The organism is Mesorhizobium sp. BR1-1-15, from assembly GCF_020165475.1.
Taxonomy (GTDB): domain Bacteria; phylum Pseudomonadota; class Alphaproteobacteria; order Rhizobiales; family Rhizobiaceae; genus Mesorhizobium.
Genome location: NZ_JAIUIF010000008.1, coordinates 49285 through 65684 on the forward strand (window position 1 = coordinate 49285; position 16400 = coordinate 65684).

General features: G+C 63.1%; 17 protein-coding genes. 7 read left to right on the top strand and 10 right to left on the bottom strand.

The window, feature by feature from the left end:
- Position 1 precedes the first annotated feature (1 nt).
- Entirely contained in the window at positions 2–1126 is a 1125-nt protein-coding gene (locus tag LB541_RS15625; protein WP_140520995.1) for a DUF2336 domain-containing protein, read from the bottom strand.
- Positions 1127–1277: 151 nt separating this feature from the next.
- Here LB541_RS15625 and LB541_RS15630 point away from each other — a divergent pair, with 151 nt between their 5' ends.
- Both LB541_RS15630 and LB541_RS15635 read left to right on the top strand, forming a co-directional pair.
- A complete protein-coding gene (locus LB541_RS15630; RefSeq protein WP_140623417.1) occupies positions 1278–1730 on the top strand; it encodes a MaoC family dehydratase in 453 nt (150 codons plus the stop codon).
- The gene (locus LB541_RS15635; RefSeq protein WP_140495837.1) at positions 1730–2611 is read left to right on the top strand and encodes an HpcH/HpaI aldolase/citrate lyase family protein; all 882 of its coding nucleotides are present in this window, start codon (positions 1730–1732) and stop codon (positions 2609–2611) included. The genes LB541_RS15630 and LB541_RS15635 overlap by 1 nt, the downstream gene beginning before the upstream one ends.
- 3 nt (positions 2612–2614) lie before the next feature.
- Here LB541_RS15635 and LB541_RS15640 read toward each other — a convergent pair whose 3' ends face one another.
- The 3 genes from LB541_RS15640 to LB541_RS15650 all read right to left on the bottom strand — a co-directional run bounded on the left by LB541_RS15640 (position 2615) and on the right by LB541_RS15650 (position 4685).
- Positions 2615–3289, bottom strand: coding sequence for a methyltransferase family protein (locus LB541_RS15640; RefSeq protein ID WP_140495836.1), 675 nt, complete (start codon positions 3287–3289; stop codon positions 2615–2617).
- A 202-nt stretch (positions 3290–3491) separates the two neighbouring features.
- Positions 3492–4100, bottom strand: coding sequence for a flavin reductase family protein (locus tag LB541_RS15645; RefSeq protein WP_140880529.1), 609 nt, complete (start codon positions 4098–4100; stop codon positions 3492–3494).
- A complete protein-coding gene (locus LB541_RS15650; protein ID WP_140495834.1) occupies positions 4101–4685 on the bottom strand; it encodes a nitroreductase in 585 nt (194 codons plus the stop codon).
- Positions 4686–4839: 154 nt separating this feature from the next.
- On the opposite strand from LB541_RS15650, the gene LB541_RS15655 reads away from it, so the two are divergent.
- Complete coding sequence (locus tag LB541_RS15655) at positions 4840–5802, top strand: hypothetical protein (protein WP_140495833.1); 963 nt, start codon at positions 4840–4842, stop codon at positions 5800–5802.
- Between the two features lie 52 nt (positions 5803–5854).
- On the opposite strand, the gene LB541_RS15660 is transcribed toward LB541_RS15655, so the two are convergent.
- The 4 genes from LB541_RS15660 to yidD all read right to left on the bottom strand — a co-directional run bounded on the left by LB541_RS15660 (position 5855) and on the right by yidD (position 10371).
- A complete protein-coding gene (locus LB541_RS15660) occupies positions 5855–6793 on the bottom strand; it encodes a lysophospholipid acyltransferase family protein (protein ID WP_224618889.1) in 939 nt (312 codons plus the stop codon).
- A 118-nt stretch (positions 6794–6911) separates the two neighbouring features.
- A complete protein-coding gene (gene thrS / locus LB541_RS15665; RefSeq protein ID WP_140520999.1) occupies positions 6912–8888 on the bottom strand; it encodes a threonine--tRNA ligase in 1977 nt (658 codons plus the stop codon).
- A 147-nt stretch (positions 8889–9035) separates the two neighbouring features.
- Positions 9036–9854: a class D beta-lactamase gene (gene blaOXA, locus LB541_RS15670; RefSeq protein WP_224618891.1), complete on the bottom strand. Its 819-nt coding sequence runs from the start codon at positions 9852–9854 to the stop codon at positions 9036–9038.
- Positions 9855–9996: 142 nt separating this feature from the next.
- On the bottom strand, positions 9997–10371 hold the full coding sequence (yidD, locus tag LB541_RS15675) for a membrane protein insertion efficiency factor YidD (protein WP_140495829.1): 375 nt from the start codon (positions 10369–10371) through the stop codon (positions 9997–9999).
- A 326-nt stretch (positions 10372–10697) separates the two neighbouring features.
- On the opposite strand from yidD, the gene LB541_RS15680 reads away from it, so the two are divergent.
- Complete coding sequence (locus LB541_RS15680; protein WP_140495828.1) at positions 10698–11603, top strand: LysR substrate-binding domain-containing protein; 906 nt, start codon at positions 10698–10700, stop codon at positions 11601–11603.
- A gap of 16 nt (positions 11604–11619) precedes the next feature.
- Here LB541_RS15680 and LB541_RS15685 read toward each other — a convergent pair whose 3' ends face one another.
- Positions 11620–12066, bottom strand: a complete 447-nt coding sequence (locus LB541_RS15685; protein ID WP_140495827.1) for an iron-sulfur cluster assembly scaffold protein — start codon at positions 12064–12066, stop codon at positions 11620–11622.
- Between the two features lie 242 nt (positions 12067–12308).
- On the opposite strand from LB541_RS15685, the gene folE reads away from it, so the two are divergent.
- The 3 genes from folE to LB541_RS15700 all read left to right on the top strand — a co-directional run bounded on the left by folE (position 12309) and on the right by LB541_RS15700 (position 14561).
- Complete coding sequence (gene folE / locus LB541_RS15690; RefSeq protein ID WP_140517057.1) at positions 12309–12944, top strand: GTP cyclohydrolase I FolE; 636 nt, start codon at positions 12309–12311, stop codon at positions 12942–12944.
- Between the two features lie 89 nt (positions 12945–13033).
- The gene (gene hisI / locus LB541_RS15695; RefSeq protein WP_140675987.1) at positions 13034–13492 is read left to right on the top strand and encodes a phosphoribosyl-AMP cyclohydrolase; all 459 of its coding nucleotides are present in this window, start codon (positions 13034–13036) and stop codon (positions 13490–13492) included.
- A 97-nt stretch (positions 13493–13589) separates the two neighbouring features.
- The gene (locus LB541_RS15700; RefSeq protein ID WP_140517059.1) at positions 13590–14561 is read left to right on the top strand and encodes a patatin family protein; all 972 of its coding nucleotides are present in this window, start codon (positions 13590–13592) and stop codon (positions 14559–14561) included.
- An 11-nt stretch (positions 14562–14572) separates the two neighbouring features.
- Here LB541_RS15700 and recJ read toward each other — a convergent pair whose 3' ends face one another.
- On the bottom strand, positions 14573–16357 hold the full coding sequence (gene recJ, locus LB541_RS15705; protein WP_140517061.1) for a single-stranded-DNA-specific exonuclease RecJ: 1785 nt from the start codon (positions 16355–16357) through the stop codon (positions 14573–14575).
- Positions 16358–16400: the final 43 nt, after the last annotated feature.

Below are 16400 nucleotides of genomic sequence, written 5' to 3' on the forward strand. Positions count from 1 at the left end.
GTTAAGCGGCGGCAATCGCCAGCGCATGGCCGCGCGCATTTTCACGCAACGCAGCGAGATGGATCGACTTGATCAGCGCGGCGAGATCGCCTTCCGCGGACTGTCCGCCCAATTCCTTCAGCATCAGCCAGCTGACTTCCTGCACGCCGGCGACGCGCTTGCCGTTGGCGACCTCTCGCCAGATTTTCAGCGCGCGCAAGATGACCGCGTGCGTGGCGGCAGCCAGGCCGGCACTGCGGAACAGCGCCTGCAAGGCCACGTCGTGTCCGCCGGCCAGCAGCGCCCTCACTCTTTGGGCGGACTGCTGGCTGAGCGCGACCAGCGCCGAGCCGAAGAAGTCGACCTTGCCATGCGCGATGGTGCGGATGAGGAAGCTCGCGGTGAGATCGCCGCGTAGCCTGAGATGCTCGATCAGTGCTGCATGCTCTTCCTGGCGCGTGCTCTCGATCAGCGTCACGCAGGCCTTAACGCAGGCGTCGCGCATGACGCGGTCGGCCCGGGCGGCTCCCATCAAGGCCATGACCAGCGGCGAGGTCTTGAGCATCTCACCGAGCTTGACGAGCAGCATGTGCCGGCAGTCGGCGGGCAGGCGTGAATCCGATATAAGCGCCTCGCGCACCAGCGGCAGATGGCCGTGGCGCTCGGCCATGCGGCGAAAACTCAACGAAGCGACATCGGCCCCGCTGTTGGCCAAAAGCACGGCGCAGGCCTCCGCCTCGCCGATCTCTGCGATAGCCGCCGACAGCGCCATCGAGACCAATGGCCGATCGGCGATCAGTTTTTGCGTCGCCTTCGGACCTGAAGCCACGCGATCGATCAGGTCTGCGTCGGTAAGCAGTGGCGATCGCGTCAGCACGACGCCGGCGACTTCCGGCTGGTCGGAAGCAAGCGCGCTGATGATCTGGGGCGGTGCGTGATGGCTCATGGACAGCGCCTCGGCCATCGCCAGCCGTACCTTCGACGATGCGTCGTCGAGCAGCAAGGTCAGCGCCGCCTCGGCGGCGCAGCGATCCTCGAACGGCAATTCCGCGTCGACATAGGCGCGGGCGAGCGCGCTTGCCGCCGCGGCGCGCTCCGATACCCTGGCCGTGTAGATCCATTTCAGGAAATGCGAGACAACAACCATACCGCCTGCTTACGCCCCTTGCCGGAAGGTTTCCGACCCCGTGCCGGACGTTAGGACGAATTGGTTTATGAAGCGTTCACCATGTTTGTTAACTGGCTTGCGAGCGCTGGATGCAGCGCCTATCAACCGTCCAGCAGCGGAGGAGAATGAAATGGCTGGGCTTTATCTCGAGGAGTTCGTCGTCGGCCATGTCTTCCAGCACACGCTGCGCAAGACTGTCACCGAAAGCGACAACATGCTGTTCTCGGTGATGACGCTGAACCCGCAGCCGCTGCATATCGACTTCGATTTCGCCGCCAAGAGCGAATGGGGCAAGCCGCTGGTCAACTCGCTGTTCACGCTCGGCCTGATGATCGGCATTTCGGTTAACGACATCACCGTCGGTACGACGGTCGCCAATCTCGGCATGAAGGAAACGGTGTTTCCGCATCCGGTCTTCCATGGCGACACCATCCGCGTCGAGACCACTGTCGTCTCGGTGCGCGAATCCAGGTCGAAGCCCGATCGCGGCATCGTCGAGTTCGAACATCGGGCCTATAACCAGAACGGCGACCTCGTCGCCAAATGCACGAGACAGGCCATGATGCTGAAGAAGGTAGCCTGATGCGTTCGCTGCTGTTCGTTCCCGGCGATTCCGAGAGGAAGCTGGAGAAGGGCTTTGGCGCCGGCGCAGACGTGGTCATTGTCGACCTCGAGGATTCGGTGGCGCCCCAAAACAAGGCATCGGCGCGAATGACCGCGGCGCGCTTCATCGCCAGCCACAGGGCGAAAACAAGGTCGGCAATCTACGTCAGGGTCAACGACCTTTCGACGGGATTGACGGACGACGATCTTGCGGCGCTTATCCCGGCAAAACCCGACGGCGTCATGCTGCCCAAATCGGCTGGCGGCCAGGATGTCCAGCACCTCTCGGCAAAGCTCAGGCTGCGCGAAGCGGAGAACGGCCTGGCCGACGGCGCGACAAAAATCCTGCCGATCATTACCGAAACACCGGCGGCCGTGCTGGCGGCGGCGAGCTACGCCGGGGCAAGCGCGCGACTTGCCGGGCTGACCTGGGGCGCGGAAGACCTGTCGGCGGCGATCGGCGCGCGCACCACCCGCGACCAACATGGCCGTTACACCGAAATATTCCGCTTCGCTCGCGCCATGACCATTCTCGCCGCCGGCGCGGCGGAAGTCGCGGCGATCGACACCGTCTTCCCGAATTTCCGCGATATGGCGGCCTTCGAGGCCGAATGCAGGGAGGCCGAACGTGACGGCTTCACCGGCAAGATGGCGATCCACCCTGATCAGGTGCCGGTCATAAACGCCGCCTTCACGCCCTCGGTGGAAGCGGTGCAACAGTCGGCGGCAATTGTCGCGGCATTCCAGGCGGCGGGAAATCCCGGCGTCGTCGGCATCGACGGCAAGATGTATGACCGGCCGCATCTGCGGCTGGCCGAGCGGCTTCTGGCACGCGCCCGGGCAGCCGGAATCTCCGCCTGACCGCTACCAGACCAACGGGATCAGGCGGTAGCGGACATGGGCCGCATAGTCGTCATAGCCGCGCAGGCCGGTGCGAAGCGTTTTTTCCTCGATGAATGTGCGGATGGCCAAGAGAACGATGAACACGACGACCAGTGCCAGCCCCCACCAGGAGCCGAGCAGGAGAGCCGTGCCGGCAAAGAAGAGGATGGCGCCGGCATACATGGGATGGCGCACATAGCTATAGGGACCCGTTGTGATCACTTGCTGTCCGCGCTCCGCCTGGATCTTCACGACGGGCGCCGCGAAGCTATTCTCCAGCATCGTCAGATAGCTGATCCATAGTCCGACCAGCAGAACCAGCGCACCGATCGCCTGTACCCAGACCGGAACGACGGACCAGCCGAAGCGGTAGTCGAAACCCATGAAGGCCAGCCAGGCAAATATGCCGAGCAGGAGTATGCTCAACAGAACCTTGTCGGCCGCGGTCTGGTCCTTCTGGATGGGAGAGCTCAGCCGTTCGTTCATCAGCCCGGGATCGCGCCGGGCCAGCGTCACGCCAAGGGTCAGGCTCAGCCCGGTCATCACCGCCAGATATACCCAGGCTCCCGGCCAGGTCAGCGTACCCGCTGTCAGGAAAAGCAGCGCGCCCATTGCGCCGAACCACACGAACGTCTGGAGGATCAATCTCGAGACCATGATCAACCTTCCATGATATTTGCCGTCCGCATTTACCAGCAACAGACTACCGCCGACCCTCAGCGGACTATCGCCCATCCCGCGCCTGGACGAAACGGTCCTGGTGTGCAGAAGGTTTCGTCATGCCGCGTCATCAAGCTCAGGGCGCGTCGTGATGACGGCTCGCGGCAGGAAAGCACAGTGACTGGGCGCCCCTTGCGGGCTAATCCTTGCCCCAACGCGGCCGGCGCATCGAAAACACTTCGTTGACGCTGGCATAGTCCATGTAGCCGAGGCGAGCGACATTGCCGGCCTTGCTGATATCGAACAGGCCGTCTTTCAGGTAGGCATCGTCAATATGCACGCCGATCACTTCGCCGGCCACGACGACGGCGCTGGTCGGCGTTCCGTCCAGGGCCTTTGGCCGGAACACTTCGGTCACCTTGCATTCGAGTGCGGCGGGTGCGGCCGCCACGCGCGGCGGCGCGACAAGACGCGACGGCGCCATGGCGAGATCGGCATAAACGAACTCGTTGACGCCGCGCGGCGCGTCGACCGACGTCCGGTTCATCTTCTCGGCGAGATCGCGGCCGACCAGATTGGCGACGAACTCGCCGGTCTCCTGGGCGAAGGAGGCGCTGTCCTTCTCGCCCTCGGAGGAAAACCAGACGATGAAGGGCCTTGTCGAAACGGCATTGAAGAAGGAATAGGGCGCGAGGTTGATCTCGCCGGCCCCGTTCAGGGTCGAGATCCAGCCGATCGGGCGCGGCGCCACGATCGCCTTCGACGGATCATGCGGCAGTCCGTGCCCCTTTGACGGCTCGTAGAACACTTACCCCGCCCAGGGCCCGGCATAGTCCGCATAAAGCTTTGCCGGATCGGGGCGCGGCCGCTCCGGCGCCGGGCCGCCATAGGAGCCGATATGGACGAAGCCGATGACGCGCTCTTGCGGCGCCAGCCCCAGGATCGCCCTGCCTTCCGGCACGTCTGAATACCAGTTGCTGATCATGTTGGTGCCATAGCCCAGTGCGTTGGCAGCAATCATCAGGTTCATCGCCGCCATGCCGCCGGACAGGAACATCTCCCATTGCGGGATTTTTGGATTTTCCTTCGGCACCGACACCACGCCGATGACCAGCGGCGCGCGCGAGAAGCGCGCCAGCTCCTGATTGCGGCGGCCATCCGGTAAAGGTCCCTCCCGCTGTTCGGCAAGGGCCGCCAGCTTCCTGCCGATTTCGATGCGGGCATCACCGCGATAAAGAATGAAGCGCCAGGGCTCGAGCCGGCCATGATCGGGCACGCGCGTGGCCGCGGCGATCATCGTGGCGATCTCGGCGTCGCCGGGCGCGGGCTCCTTCAAGTCCGGTATCGGCGCTGAATTGCGGGTCAGCAGGAAGTCGATGATCGGGGACGCCATGGGCGCAAGTCTCCTAAATTCGATTTTGAGCTGAAGCGCGCCATGGGAATGCGGGGCGGCTCGGGCATCGACGCGGGCGCGCCAGGCTGGAGAGTCGTATCGGTCAGACTCTTAAGCCTTGAAATTGCCACCGCCATGGGCTTCAACGCAAGGCATGTTTGAGGGGACTTTGCGTCTTTTCCTGATCTGGGTCTGCACCCTGCTGCTCATGGCGCCGGTTTCCTTTGCCGTGGCGCAGAATGTGGATGGCGTCAGCGACCTGAAGCTTCCCGGAATTTCGAGCTATGCGACGCCGAAAGGCGAGACATCGCTGGCGCTGGGCGGCGGCGGCGCCATCACCTTGTCCGCGCAGTTGACCGACAAGGGAGGCGATATCACTCGCGGCATCGTCTGGCGCGTCTTCAAGCCGGAGGCCGTCAACGGCAAATTGCCGATGGTGGCTTCCGCCCATGGCGGCACGGCGGTCTTCCAGCTCGAACCCGGCAGCTATCTGGTTCACGCTTCCTACGGCCGGGCCGGTGCCACCAAGCGCATCACCGTCGGCAAGGACGCCAAGCGCGAGAGCCTCGTGCTCGATGCCGGCGGCCTGAAGCTCGATGCCGTCCTTTCGGGAGGGGCGCGCATCCCGCCAAAGAAGCTGCGCTTCTCGATCTATGAGGGCAATGCCGAACCCAATGGCGATCGCGCGCTGATCATTCCCGACGTCGAGCCCAACAGTGTCGTGCGTCTCAACGCCGGCATCTACCACGTGGTCTCGACCTATGGCGCGGTCAATGCCGTCATCCGCTCCGACATTCGCGTCGAGGCCGGCAAGCTGACCGAAGCCACCGTCGAGCATCACGCCGCGGAGATTACCTTAAAGCTCGTGCGTGAAGCGGGCGGCGAAGCGATCGCCGACACGTCGTGGTCGCTGCTCAACGAATCCGGCGATCCGATCAAGGAAACCGTCGGCGCCTTCGCCTCCATGGTGCTGGCCGAAGGCGACTACACGATCATCGCCAAGAACCGCGACCGGATCTACCAGAAGGATTTCACTGTCGTGGCCGGACAGAACCAGGAAATCGAGGTTCTCGCGACGGAAGCAGCCGCGATGGATCCGGAAGAAGGCGCGGATTAGTCAATTCCGCAAAGCCTCGAGCCGCTTCCCTTCGGATCTCCACGAAATGGACCTACGCCGCCAGCTTGGCTCGTGCCGGCAGGAATGGAATCCGGCGGCGAGGAACCGGCGGCGCCAGATCGAAGACGCCTCTATAGAGGCGCTCGAGCAGCGCCTTGCGGTCGCGCACGGGCTCCAGTTCATTCCAGTTCGGCACATCGCCGACACGCACGTCGATCGACTTGCCGGAAAGCCGGGCGAACTCGTGGATAAGCAGCGAAATGCGCAGCGTCAGCGATGCCTTGCCGACGAACTTCGCCACGCGTCCGTCGCGCTCGGCCATGTTCATGGGACCGCTGACCAGATGGAACAGCCTGCCGTTCTGGCCGGAGAAATGCATCGGCACTACGGAAGCCTTGGCATCCTGCACGAGACGCGCCGGAAACATCTTCCATGGCAGGTCGCGTACCCGGCCAAAACCTTTCGGCGCGGTGGCGACACCGCCGGCCGGAAACACCACGATGGTGACGCCTTCCTTCAAGAGCCGCACCGCTTCGTGACGCACCGCCATGTTGTTCTTCAACGCGTCCTTGGTTTCGGAAAAGTCGATCGGCAGCGAATAGGGCTCCATCTCGCTGATCTTGAGCAGATCCTTGTGGATCATGACCCGGAACGGCCGCCCGAGCTGCTCGGCCAGCGACAGCACGGCAATCCCGCCGCCGATGCCAAAGGGATGATTGGCGACGATCACCAGCGGCGTGTCAGGCAGGGTCTGCGGGGGCCATTGGTCGGGGGTTCGCACCCGCACATCGATCAATTCGAGCATGCGGCTGAACACGCGCTCGCCGGACGGGACCACCTGGCGACGCCAAAAATCATAAAGCGCTGCAAAACGGTCGCGTCCGGACAGGCCTTCGATGGAATGGATGACCCACCGCGTCAGCGCTGGCTGTCGGGGATTAGCATAGGAAAGCTCGGGAAACGGTTTTTCACGCAATTTCAGCTTGAGCATGAGGGCTTGTTACAAGACTGCCGTGACAGGGATGTGAAAATGGAGGGATGTGAAGACGGTGCGATATGGAAATGGCGGTGGACTGCTCCACCGCCATTCCGCTTGAAATACTACCGGGTCAGGCCGCAGGTTTGCGTCGGCGATCGGGCGTGATCGCTTCTTCGGTCAGCTGCGCGACCGCTTGGGCGAGACCCAGCGACTCCTGATCGCGCGATCCGAGGCGGCGCATGTTGACCGTCTGCTCTTCCGCCTCGCGCTTGCCGCAGACGAGGATGACCGGAACCTTGGCTAGGCTGTGCTCACGGACCTTATAGTTGATCTTCTCGTTGCGCAGATCCGCCTCGGCGGACAAGCCCGCGGCTTTCAGCTTCGCCACCACTTCGTTCGCATAGCCGTCGGCGTCCGAAGTGATCGTCGCCACCACTACCTGCAGCGGCGCGAACCACAGCGGGAAATGGCCGGAATAGTTCTCGATCAGGATGCCGAGGAAGCGCTCCATCGAGCCGCAGATGGCACGGTGCACCATGACAGGCTGTTTCTTCTCGGAATCCGAGCCGATGTAGAAGGCACCGAAACGCTCCGGCAGGTTGAAGTCGACCTGCGTGGTGCCGCATTGCCATTCGCGGCCGATGGCATCCTTCAGCACATATTCGAACTTCGGCCCGTAGAAGGCGCCCTCGCCAGGATTGATCGAGGTCTTGATGCGGTTGCCCGATCGCGTCCTGATCGTCTCCAGCACGCCGCTCATGATCGCTTCGGCGTGATCCCAGGCTTCGTCGGTGCCGACGCGCTTGTCCGGCCGGGTCGACAGCTTCACGCTGATTTCGTCGAAGCCGAAATCGGCATAGGTCGACAGAATCAGATCGTTGATACGCAGGCACTCCGACGCCAGTTGCTCCTCGGTGCAGAAAATATGCGCGTCATCCTGCGTGAAACCGCGCACGCGCATCAGCCCGTGCAGCGCGCCCGACGGCTCATAGCGATGCACATTGCCGAATTCCGCAAGCTTTACCGGCAGGTCGCGATAGGATTTCAACCCGTGCTTGAATATCTGCACATGGCCAGGACAGTTCATCGGCTTCAGCGCGAACACGCGGTCGTCATCGGTGTCGTCGCCGGCAACCGTGACCTTGAACATGGCGTCGCGGTACCAGCCCCAATGGCCCGACGTCTCCCACAGGCTCTTGTCGAGCACCTGCGGTGCGTTGACCTCCTGGTAGCCCTGCTCGTCGAGGCGGCGGCGCATGTAGTTGACCAGGTTCTGGAACATCTTCCAGCCCTTGGCATGCCAGAAGACGACACCGGGCCCCTCTTCCTGGAAATGGAACAAATCCATCTCGCGGCCGAGCTTCCTGTGGTCGCGCTTTTCGGCTTCCTCCAGCATTGTCTGGTAGGCGTCGAGCTGCGCCTGATCAGCCCACGCCGTGCCGTAGATGCGCGTCAGCATCGGGTTGTTCGAATCTCCGCGCCAATAGGCGCCCGCCACCTTCATCAGCTTGAAGGCATTGCCGATCTGCCCGGTCGAGGCCATATGCGGACCGCGGCAAAGGTCGAACCAGTCGCCTTGCGCGTAGATCTTGAGATCCTGATCGTCAGGAATGGCGTCGATCAGTTCCAGCTTGTAGCGCTCGCCCTTGTCGGCAAAGACCTTTTTGGCCTTGTCGCGCGACCAGACTTCCTTCGTGAACGGCTTGTTGCGCGCAATGATCTCGCGCATCTTCTTCTCGATCACCGGGAAGTCGTCCGGAGTGAACGGCTCGTTGCGGGCGAAGTCGTAGTAGAACCCGTTCTCGATCACCGGCCCGATGGTCACCTGCGTTCCCGGCCATATCTCCTGCACGGCCTCCGCCAGCACATGTGCCGCGTCATGGCGGATGAGTTCCAGCGCGCGCGGATCGTCGCGGGTGATGATCTCGATCTTGCCGGACTTGCCGAGCGGATCGGAGAGATCGCGCACGGTACCGTCGATGGCATAGGCCACGGCCTTCTTGGCCAGCGACTTGGAGATCGATTCGGCAAGGCCTGCACCGGTCATCGCCGCATCGTAGTCGCGCACGGAGCCATCGGGAAATGTCAGGGAAACGGCATTCAGCATCAGGTATTCTCCTATCCAGTCCCGCAAACGAGCGCGGGTGGTGAAATGCAGGTCGTCAGCCGTTCGAGGCTGCGGCCTGCCAGATAGCCGGAGGCGTCCGGCGGCGGCAGTCTTTTATGGGTAGACGCCGCCGCCGTAAAGCCTCGGCTATTTAATCAGCAGCGGCAGGTCCTTCAGGAAGGCCGCGCGCGTCGCGAGCCCCTTCGGCATATCGCTCCGCTTCGTATCGACGACGAGCCGGGCAAACACGATCTGGCGGCCGTTTTTCTGCGCCCAGCCGACGAACCAGCCGAGTGAACGCCTGTCCTTGCCGCCCTCGCCGACCCTGGTGCTGCCCGTCTTGCCCTGGACGGTCCAGTCGCCGGCCTTGAAGCTGGGTAGGATGGCTTTCGTCATGTCGTGAGCCTTGGCCGAGACCGGCATCTTGCCGGCGAGGAGCTTACGCAGGAAATCGACCTGCTCGACCGGCGTGATCTTGAGCGAGGAGTTCACCCAGGAATGAGTCAGGCCGTCATTCTTGCCGGGATCGCCGGAAACGTCCGCATTGCCATAGCCGAACTTCGAGACGTAGCCGGCAAAGCTCTCCGGTCCAAGCCGGCGGGTGATCTCGCGCGAATACCACAGCACCGAGTCCCGCTCCCAGATCGTCGGATCGACGGTCTTGTGGTCCCGCTTGACCGCCTTGAATTCAGGCTTGTAGTCCCAGCTCGGCGTGTGCTCGTCGCTCAGTATGCCGGCATCGTAACCGATCAGCGACAGCGGCACCTTGAACGTCGAGGCCGGGCTGAACCGCTGGTCGCAGACGCCGTTCTGGTAAAGCGTCTTGCCGCTCTGCGCATCGGCGATCAACGTGCATTGTACATCGTCGAGCGGCGCCGATTGCGCGCGCATCGGAAATCCCAGAAGCCAGGCAAGCAGGAACAGGACTCCGGCAAGGATGAAGGGAAGACGGTCGACATTGCGCATTGGATGCTCGCTCCAGAGGGGGTTCGGCGAGCGGCTTAGCGAGGTCTCTTGTCTCGATTTTGTCTCAAATTCGCAGTTGTTGTGCAGGCTGCCGTTAACCCTACCAGATCGTAAACGGTTGCCTTGAAGAACTGACCGGCAGTCAGCTTCGCGCCTCGTCGTGGTTGCCGCCGATCCGCCAATATCGCCACGGCGTAAACCAGACATACCGATCCGCCAGAACCTCCGGAACAAGGTCGACGCCATGGGTGCCGAATGGTCCGCAGCGCAGAACCCTGAAAAATCCCATCCAGCCGCCGGCCCAAAGGCCATGGCGGGCGATCGCCTCATGCGCGTATTCCGAGCAGGTCGGCAGGTGACGGCAGGAATTGCCGATGAAGCTGGACAGCGTCAGTTGATAGAGGCGCACCAGCGACGTGCCCAACACCCGGCCGGGGGTCTTGCGCCACGGGCCGGACCAGTTGCGGCCTTGCCGCGGCGGCCCGGCTGTATGTGTATGCCCATGCTGGTCGCCCACTGCGATCTCCGTCTTTCCACACGATAGATGTGGGCTTCATCGGGAGAACGCAATCCCGCCCCTGCTTGCTGAGCTTTCACGGGCGGAAGCGGCGAAGTGGCTGCCGATCAGCCGGCAGTGCCCATCGGCGGGGGCTAGACTGCTCTTCGTGGTGCTTCCGACGGGTCCTTTCGTCACGCCACTGATAGGTTGCAATCCGCATCACATCGCCAAAAATCTCTAGCAACTGGACCATGGCCGTATCTCCTTGACGACGAGTAGACCGCCGCTGGCCTTCGCCTTCAAACGAGTATAATTTCCACTTCGGATAATCCTGGGTTATGCGAATGAAGCGTGGGCGACTGCCGCTGACGGCCTTGAGGAGCTTTGAAGCAGCCGGGCGGCACCTGAGTTTCAGCAGGGCGGCCGAGGAGCTTTTCGTCTCGCAGGCAGCGATCAGCCGGCAGATCCGCGAGCTCGAGATCTTTCTGCGCCGGCCCCTGTTCGAACGTCACCATCGCCGCGTCGAACTGACCGATGCGGGCCGCCGGCTGCTCAGTCAGCTGGTCAGGAGTTTCGACGCCATCGACGCCCTGCTTTCCGAGTTGGTGGCGGCTCCCGCGCAGACAGTGGTTCGCGTCAGCGTCGAGCCGTCTCTGGCATCGGTATGGCTGGTGCCGCGGCTCAACCGTTTTCGCCAATTGCGGCCCGACATCGACGTCGCGCTCGAAGTCGATCCAAGGCTGATTGAGTTTCGCGGCGACCAGCCTGAACTTGCGTTACGCTTCAGTGCGCATGCTGCCTCGTGGCCGCGCAGCGAGGCCGAGCAGCTTGCCTCGACGGTCGATTCACCGGTTCTGTCGCCGGCGCTGCTTGCCGCGGGGCCTCCCCTCGACAAGCCGGCCGACCTTGGCCGCTATACGCTGTTGCATGAGGAAAACCGACAGGGTTGGGCGCGCTGGTTTGAGGCGGCTGGTGTGCCTGCCGACGCCGTGCCCGCGCGCGGTCCCATGCTGGCGGATGCATCGCTTTCGAAGCAGGCCGCCCTGCTCGGACACGGCGTGGCGCTGGGCGATCTCCTGCAGATCGGCGAAGAGCTCGCCTCCGGCACGTTGGTCAAGCCGTTCGACATCGACGTCGCGTCCGGCGCCTATTGGCTGGTGGCCAGAAGCCTGCGCGATCTCCCCGAGCCAGCCGCCGCGTTCGCCGACTGGGTGAGAAGCGAATTCGCCGAAAGCAGACGGCTCCAATAGGCCGCCAAATGGGCTATCAGGCGGCTTCTTCGGCGCGCTTCTTCTCGATCTGACCGATCGCGTCGACCACCGCGTCGAAGGTCAACATGGTCGAGGCATGGCGCGCCTTGTAGTCGCGCACCGGTTCCAGATATTTGAGATCGGCGAAGCGGCCTTCCGGCGGCGCTCCGTTCTCTTTCAGCATTTTCAGCATGGTCTCGCGCACCGCGCGCAATTCGTCGGCCGTAGCGCCAACCACATGCTGCGCCATGATGGAGGACGAGGCCTGGCCGAGCGCACAGGCCTTCACGTCATGTGCGAAATCGGTAACCACGCCGTCTGCCATATTGAGATCGACGGTAACGGTAGAGCCGCACAATTTGGAATGTGCCCTCGCGCTGGCGTCGGGATGATCGAGCCGGCCGATCCGTGTGATATTTCCGGCAAAACCGAGAATTTTCGCATTGTAGACGTCGTTGATCATTATTTTCCAGTCCGTCGCCGCCAAGCGAACAGCGTTTGCCGCTGACGCGTCTTTCTTTCGCTCGTCATGACCATATATAATGGTGGCAGTCCGGTATCGACAAGGCGACGAAAAGCCCACGTCTTTGCCGCAGTTTGCTCACGCCGCTTACGGGGCTGGAAACCGGGCGAGTTTCCGACGCCGAAAGGTCGTGGTCCGTTCAACTCGTTCCTCCTGAGAGAGGGACTACGGGAGACGCCTTTATGGATGCCGTTATCAAGAAGTTCATGCCCCAGTCGGCCTACATGGAAAAGCCCGTCACCGACCGGCCGAGCGAGGCCGAGGTCGAGGCTGCGGTACGCACGCTTTTGCGCTGGACCGGCGACAACCCCGATCGCGAAGGGCTGGTCGACACGCCCAAGCGGGTAGCCAAGGCCTATCGGGAAATGTTCGGCGGCTATGACATGTGCCCGGCCGAAGAGCTTGGCCGCACCTTCGAGGAAGTGGCTGGTTACGACGACCTTGTCATCGTCAAGGACATCCAGTTCCATTCGCATTGCGAACATCACATGGTGCCGATCATCGGCAAGGCCCATGTCGGCTATCTGCCGGACGGCAAGGTCGTCGGCCTGTCCAAGATCGCGCGCGTGGTCGATATCTTCGCCCATCGCCTGCAGACCCAGGAAGCCATGACCGCGCAGATCGCCGGCGTCATTCAGGATGTGCTCAATCCGCGCGGCGTTGCCGTGATGATCGAGGCCGAGCACATGTGCATGGCCATGCGCGGCATCCGCAAGCAGGGCTCCACCACGTTGACCTCGACCTTCACCGGCGTGTTCAAGGATACTCCCGAAGAACAGGTTCGTTTCGTCACCATGGTGCGCGGCGGTGGAGTCTAAGCCCCCTCGCCCGGCATCGCCGGACCATGATTCCGAAAGTGGCTACCGGTTTTCGGATAATCATGGTCAAACAGGAAGATAGCCCGGCGATGTCGGCACTGGAATTTCCGAAGGCTCCCTCAGACAAGAAAGCGCTGGAAGAAGGCGCGGTGTTTTCACCGCGCTTCGATGCCGCCGGCCTGGTCACCGTCGTCGTCACCGATGCGGCAGACGGCATGCTTTTGATGGTCGCGCACATGAATGCGCAGGCTCTGGCGTTGACGCTTGAAACAGGTATCGCCCATTACTGGTCGCGTTCGCGCAATGCGCTGTGGAAGAAGGGCGAAACGTCAGGCAATCTCCAGCATGTCATCGAGGTGCTCACGGATTGTGACCAGGACGCCATATGGTTGCGCGTCAAAGTGCTAGGCCACGACGCAACTTGTCACACAGGCCGGCGTTCCTGCTTCTATCGGACGGTGGGGCTGATCGACGGCAAGGCGATGCTTGCCGACGATGGCAGCGAGCCCTTGTTCGATGCGGAAAAAACGTATCGGAAGCTCCCGTGAATGACCAGCTTGAACCTTTTGCCCGCAGCCAACCACATAGATTCACCATTTCGATACGGCCCGCCTATATATTAGCTGTGGGACAAGGGAGATCATGATGCTCGAGTGGGCGTCATTGCGTAACAGAGCGGACGTACGAGAGGCGAATGGTCCCGCTTCGTCCGGCGGCGCGTCCGAAACAACATCACCAAAGAAAACTGGCATCTCGCTTGCACTGGGCGGCGGTTGCGCAAGAGGCTGGGCGCATATCGGCGTGCTGCGCGCGCTCGATGAAGCCGGCATCGAGGTTTCGATGATTGCCGGCACCTCGATCGGCGCGCTGGTCGGCGGCTGTTACCTCGCCGGAAAACTGGACGAGTTGGAAGAGTTCGCCCGCAGCCTGACCAGGCGGCGCATCTTCGGCCTGCTCGATCTAAACCTGCGCGGCAGCGGTCTGTTCGGCGGCATGAAGCTGGATGCTCGCCTGCGTGAGCATGTGGCCGGCATTCGCTTTGAGGATTTGTCCAAGCCGTTCGTCGCGGTCGCTTCCGAAATCCGCACCGGCCATGAGATCTGGCTGTCGAACGGCTCGCTGATAACAGCCATGCGCGCTTCCTATGCCTTGCCTGGCGTGTTCGAGCCGGTGACTTGCAATGGCCGCGTGTTGGTCGACGGAGCTTTGGTCAATCCGGTGCCGGTGTCGGTCTGCCGTGCCTATGAGCAGCCGCTGGTTGTCGCGGTCAACCTTCATTACGACCTGTTCGGCCGTGCCGCCGTCATCAAGCATAGCGCCGGCGAACTGGTCGTCGAGAACGATGCACCGCGCAGTGGCCAATTCGACCCGGAGCACCGGGCGCATCAGACGCGGCTTGGCATCACCGGCGTCATGGTCGAGGCCTTCAACATCATCCAAGACCGAATCTCGCGCGCCAGGCTTGCCGGCGATCCGCCGGACATGTCGCTGCAGCCCAAGCTCAGCCACATCGGTCTGACCGAATTCCACCGCGCCGATGAGGCGATCCAGATCGGCTATAGGGCAACGATGGCACAGATCGGCGAACTGACCCGGCTTCAGACGGTTCTCGCCTGATCAAAGACGCATCAGGCGCGTGCCGCGTCGACGATGCGGAACTGCACGCTGCGATTGCCGTTCCAGTAATTGCCCGACAATGAGCCGGCGACGTGGATCGTCTTACCGCGGTTCTTGAACAGGAAGTCGCCGAGCACCGTGTCGACGGCACGAAAGGCGATCGCCTGGATGCGACCGCCACTGCCCGACTGGAGGTCGGCGCGGATGTGGTTGGTGCCAACCAGCCGGGCGTCGGCCAGCCGATGGCGAGGCAGCGCGAAAACAGGCGCGACATGCCCTGCACCGAACGGGCCGGCCTTTTCCAGCGCATCCAGCAAGGCCAGCGTCGCACCCTCGGCGGCAAGCGCGCCGTCGATCGCCAGGCTTTCCTCGTCTTGCAATCGGAACACGTCGGCTGCTGCGCGCTCCTCGAAAAATGCCCTGAGCTCGCCGAGCCGCGTGCGCTCGACGGTAATGCCGGCTGCCATGCCATGGCCGCCGCCCTTGACGATCAGCCCGGCATCTGCGGCTTCGCGCACCAGCCGGCCGAGATCGAAGCCCGACACCGAGCGACCTGAACCGGTGCCGGTGCCGGTGGCGTTGAAGGCGATGGCGAAGGCCGGCCGTCGGGCATGGTCCTTGAGCCTGGAGGCAAGCAGGCCGACGATGCCGGGATGCCAGTTGGTGCTAGCGGTAACGACGATGGCCGGCCCGCTGCCGCCGGCAAGCTCGGCATCGGCCTCGGCACGCGCCGCGGCCAGCATCTCGTGTTCCATCAGCTGCCGCTCCTGGTTGAGCCGATCGAGCGTCTCGGCGATGGTGCGGGCCTCGACCGGATCGTCGGTCGCAAGCAGCCGGCTGCCGAGGGCGGCGTCGCCGATGCGCCCGCCGGCGTTTATGCGCGGTCCGATCAGGTAGGCCAGATGGAAGGTGCTGAGCGGCTCGCCGACGCGCGAGACCCGCGCCAGCGCAGACATTCCCTCGTTCTTCTGCTGGCGCGCCACTTGCAAGCCCTTGACGACGAAGGCACGGTTGACGCCGGTGAGCGGCACCACATCGCAGACCGTGGCCAGCGCCACGAGATCGAGCAGCGAGAGCAGGTCCGGCGGCGTGGCGTCGGCCAGCCGGCCGCGCAGGACCTTGGCCGTCTGCACCAGCGCGAGAAAAACCACTCCGGCGGCGCAGAGATGGCCCTGCCCGGAAAGGTCGTCGTCGCGGTTGGGGTTGACCACCGCGTGTGCCGCCGGCAAGGCGCCGCCGACCTGGTGATGGTCGAGCACCACGACATCGGCACCAGCGGCATTGGCCGCGTCGATGGAAGCCGCGCTGTTGGTGCCGCAATCGACGGTGACGATCAGCGTCGCGCCGCGCGAGACGAGCTCGCGCATGGCTTCGGGATTGGGACCGTAACCCTCGAAGATACGATCGGGAATGTAGATTTCCGACGATATCGAGAAATGCGCGAGGAAGCGTTTGAGCAAGGCCGACGAGGCGGCGCCATCGACATCGTAGTCGCCGAAGATCGCCACCTTCTCCCGGGCCATCACCGCGGCGGCTATTCGAATGGCCGCCTTGTCCATGTCAGTCAGCGAAGCCGGGTCCGGCAGCAGGTCGCGGATCGTCGGGTCGAGAAAGCGCTCCGCCTGTTCCGCCGTCACGCCACGTCCGGCAAGCACGCGCGCGACGATATCGGGCACGCCGTGCCCCTGTGCGATGGCAAGCGCGACCATGTCCTGCCGCTCGGTCAGCCGATGTTCCCAGGAAACACCGGTGGCCGACTGTCGGACATCGAGAAAAAGGCGTCTCTCGCCCGTCATGCGAGGCGACGTTTGCGGATGATCATTGCCCACAATATGCGAC

Coding starts and splice junctions, on each gene's coding strand:
- LB541_RS15625 (WP_140520995.1), bottom strand. CDS start 1,126: ATGGTTGTTGTCTCGCATTTCCTGAAATGGATCTACACGGCCAGGGTA.
- LB541_RS15630 (WP_140623417.1), top strand. CDS start 1,278: ATGGCTGGGCTTTATCTCGAGGAGTTCGTCGTCGGCCATGTCTTCCAG.
- LB541_RS15635 (WP_140495837.1), top strand. CDS start 1,730: ATGCGTTCGCTGCTGTTCGTTCCCGGCGATTCCGAGAGGAAGCTGGAG.
- LB541_RS15640 (WP_140495836.1), bottom strand. CDS start 3,289: ATGGTCTCGAGATTGATCCTCCAGACGTTCGTGTGGTTCGGCGCAATG.
- LB541_RS15650 (WP_140495834.1), bottom strand. CDS start 4,685: ATGGCGTCCCCGATCATCGACTTCCTGCTGACCCGCAATTCAGCGCCG.
- LB541_RS15655 (WP_140495833.1), top strand. CDS start 4,840: ATGTTTGAGGGGACTTTGCGTCTTTTCCTGATCTGGGTCTGCACCCTG.
- LB541_RS15660 (WP_224618889.1), bottom strand. CDS start 6,793: ATGCTCAAGCTGAAATTGCGTGAAAAACCGTTTCCCGAGCTTTCCTAT.
- thrS (WP_140520999.1), bottom strand. CDS start 8,888: ATGCTGAATGCCGTTTCCCTGACATTTCCCGATGGCTCCGTGCGCGAC.
- blaOXA (WP_224618891.1), bottom strand. CDS start 9,854: ATGCGCAATGTCGACCGTCTTCCCTTCATCCTTGCCGGAGTCCTGTTC.
- LB541_RS15680 (WP_140495828.1), top strand. CDS start 10,698: ATGAAGCGTGGGCGACTGCCGCTGACGGCCTTGAGGAGCTTTGAAGCA.
- LB541_RS15685 (WP_140495827.1), bottom strand. CDS start 12,066: ATGATCAACGACGTCTACAATGCGAAAATTCTCGGTTTTGCCGGAAAT.
- folE (WP_140517057.1), top strand. CDS start 12,309: ATGGATGCCGTTATCAAGAAGTTCATGCCCCAGTCGGCCTACATGGAA.
- hisI (WP_140675987.1), top strand. CDS start 13,034: ATGTCGGCACTGGAATTTCCGAAGGCTCCCTCAGACAAGAAAGCGCTG.
- LB541_RS15700 (WP_140517059.1), top strand. CDS start 13,590: ATGCTCGAGTGGGCGTCATTGCGTAACAGAGCGGACGTACGAGAGGCG.
- recJ (WP_140517061.1), bottom strand. CDS start 16,357: ATGACGGGCGAGAGACGCCTTTTTCTCGATGTCCGACAGTCGGCCACC.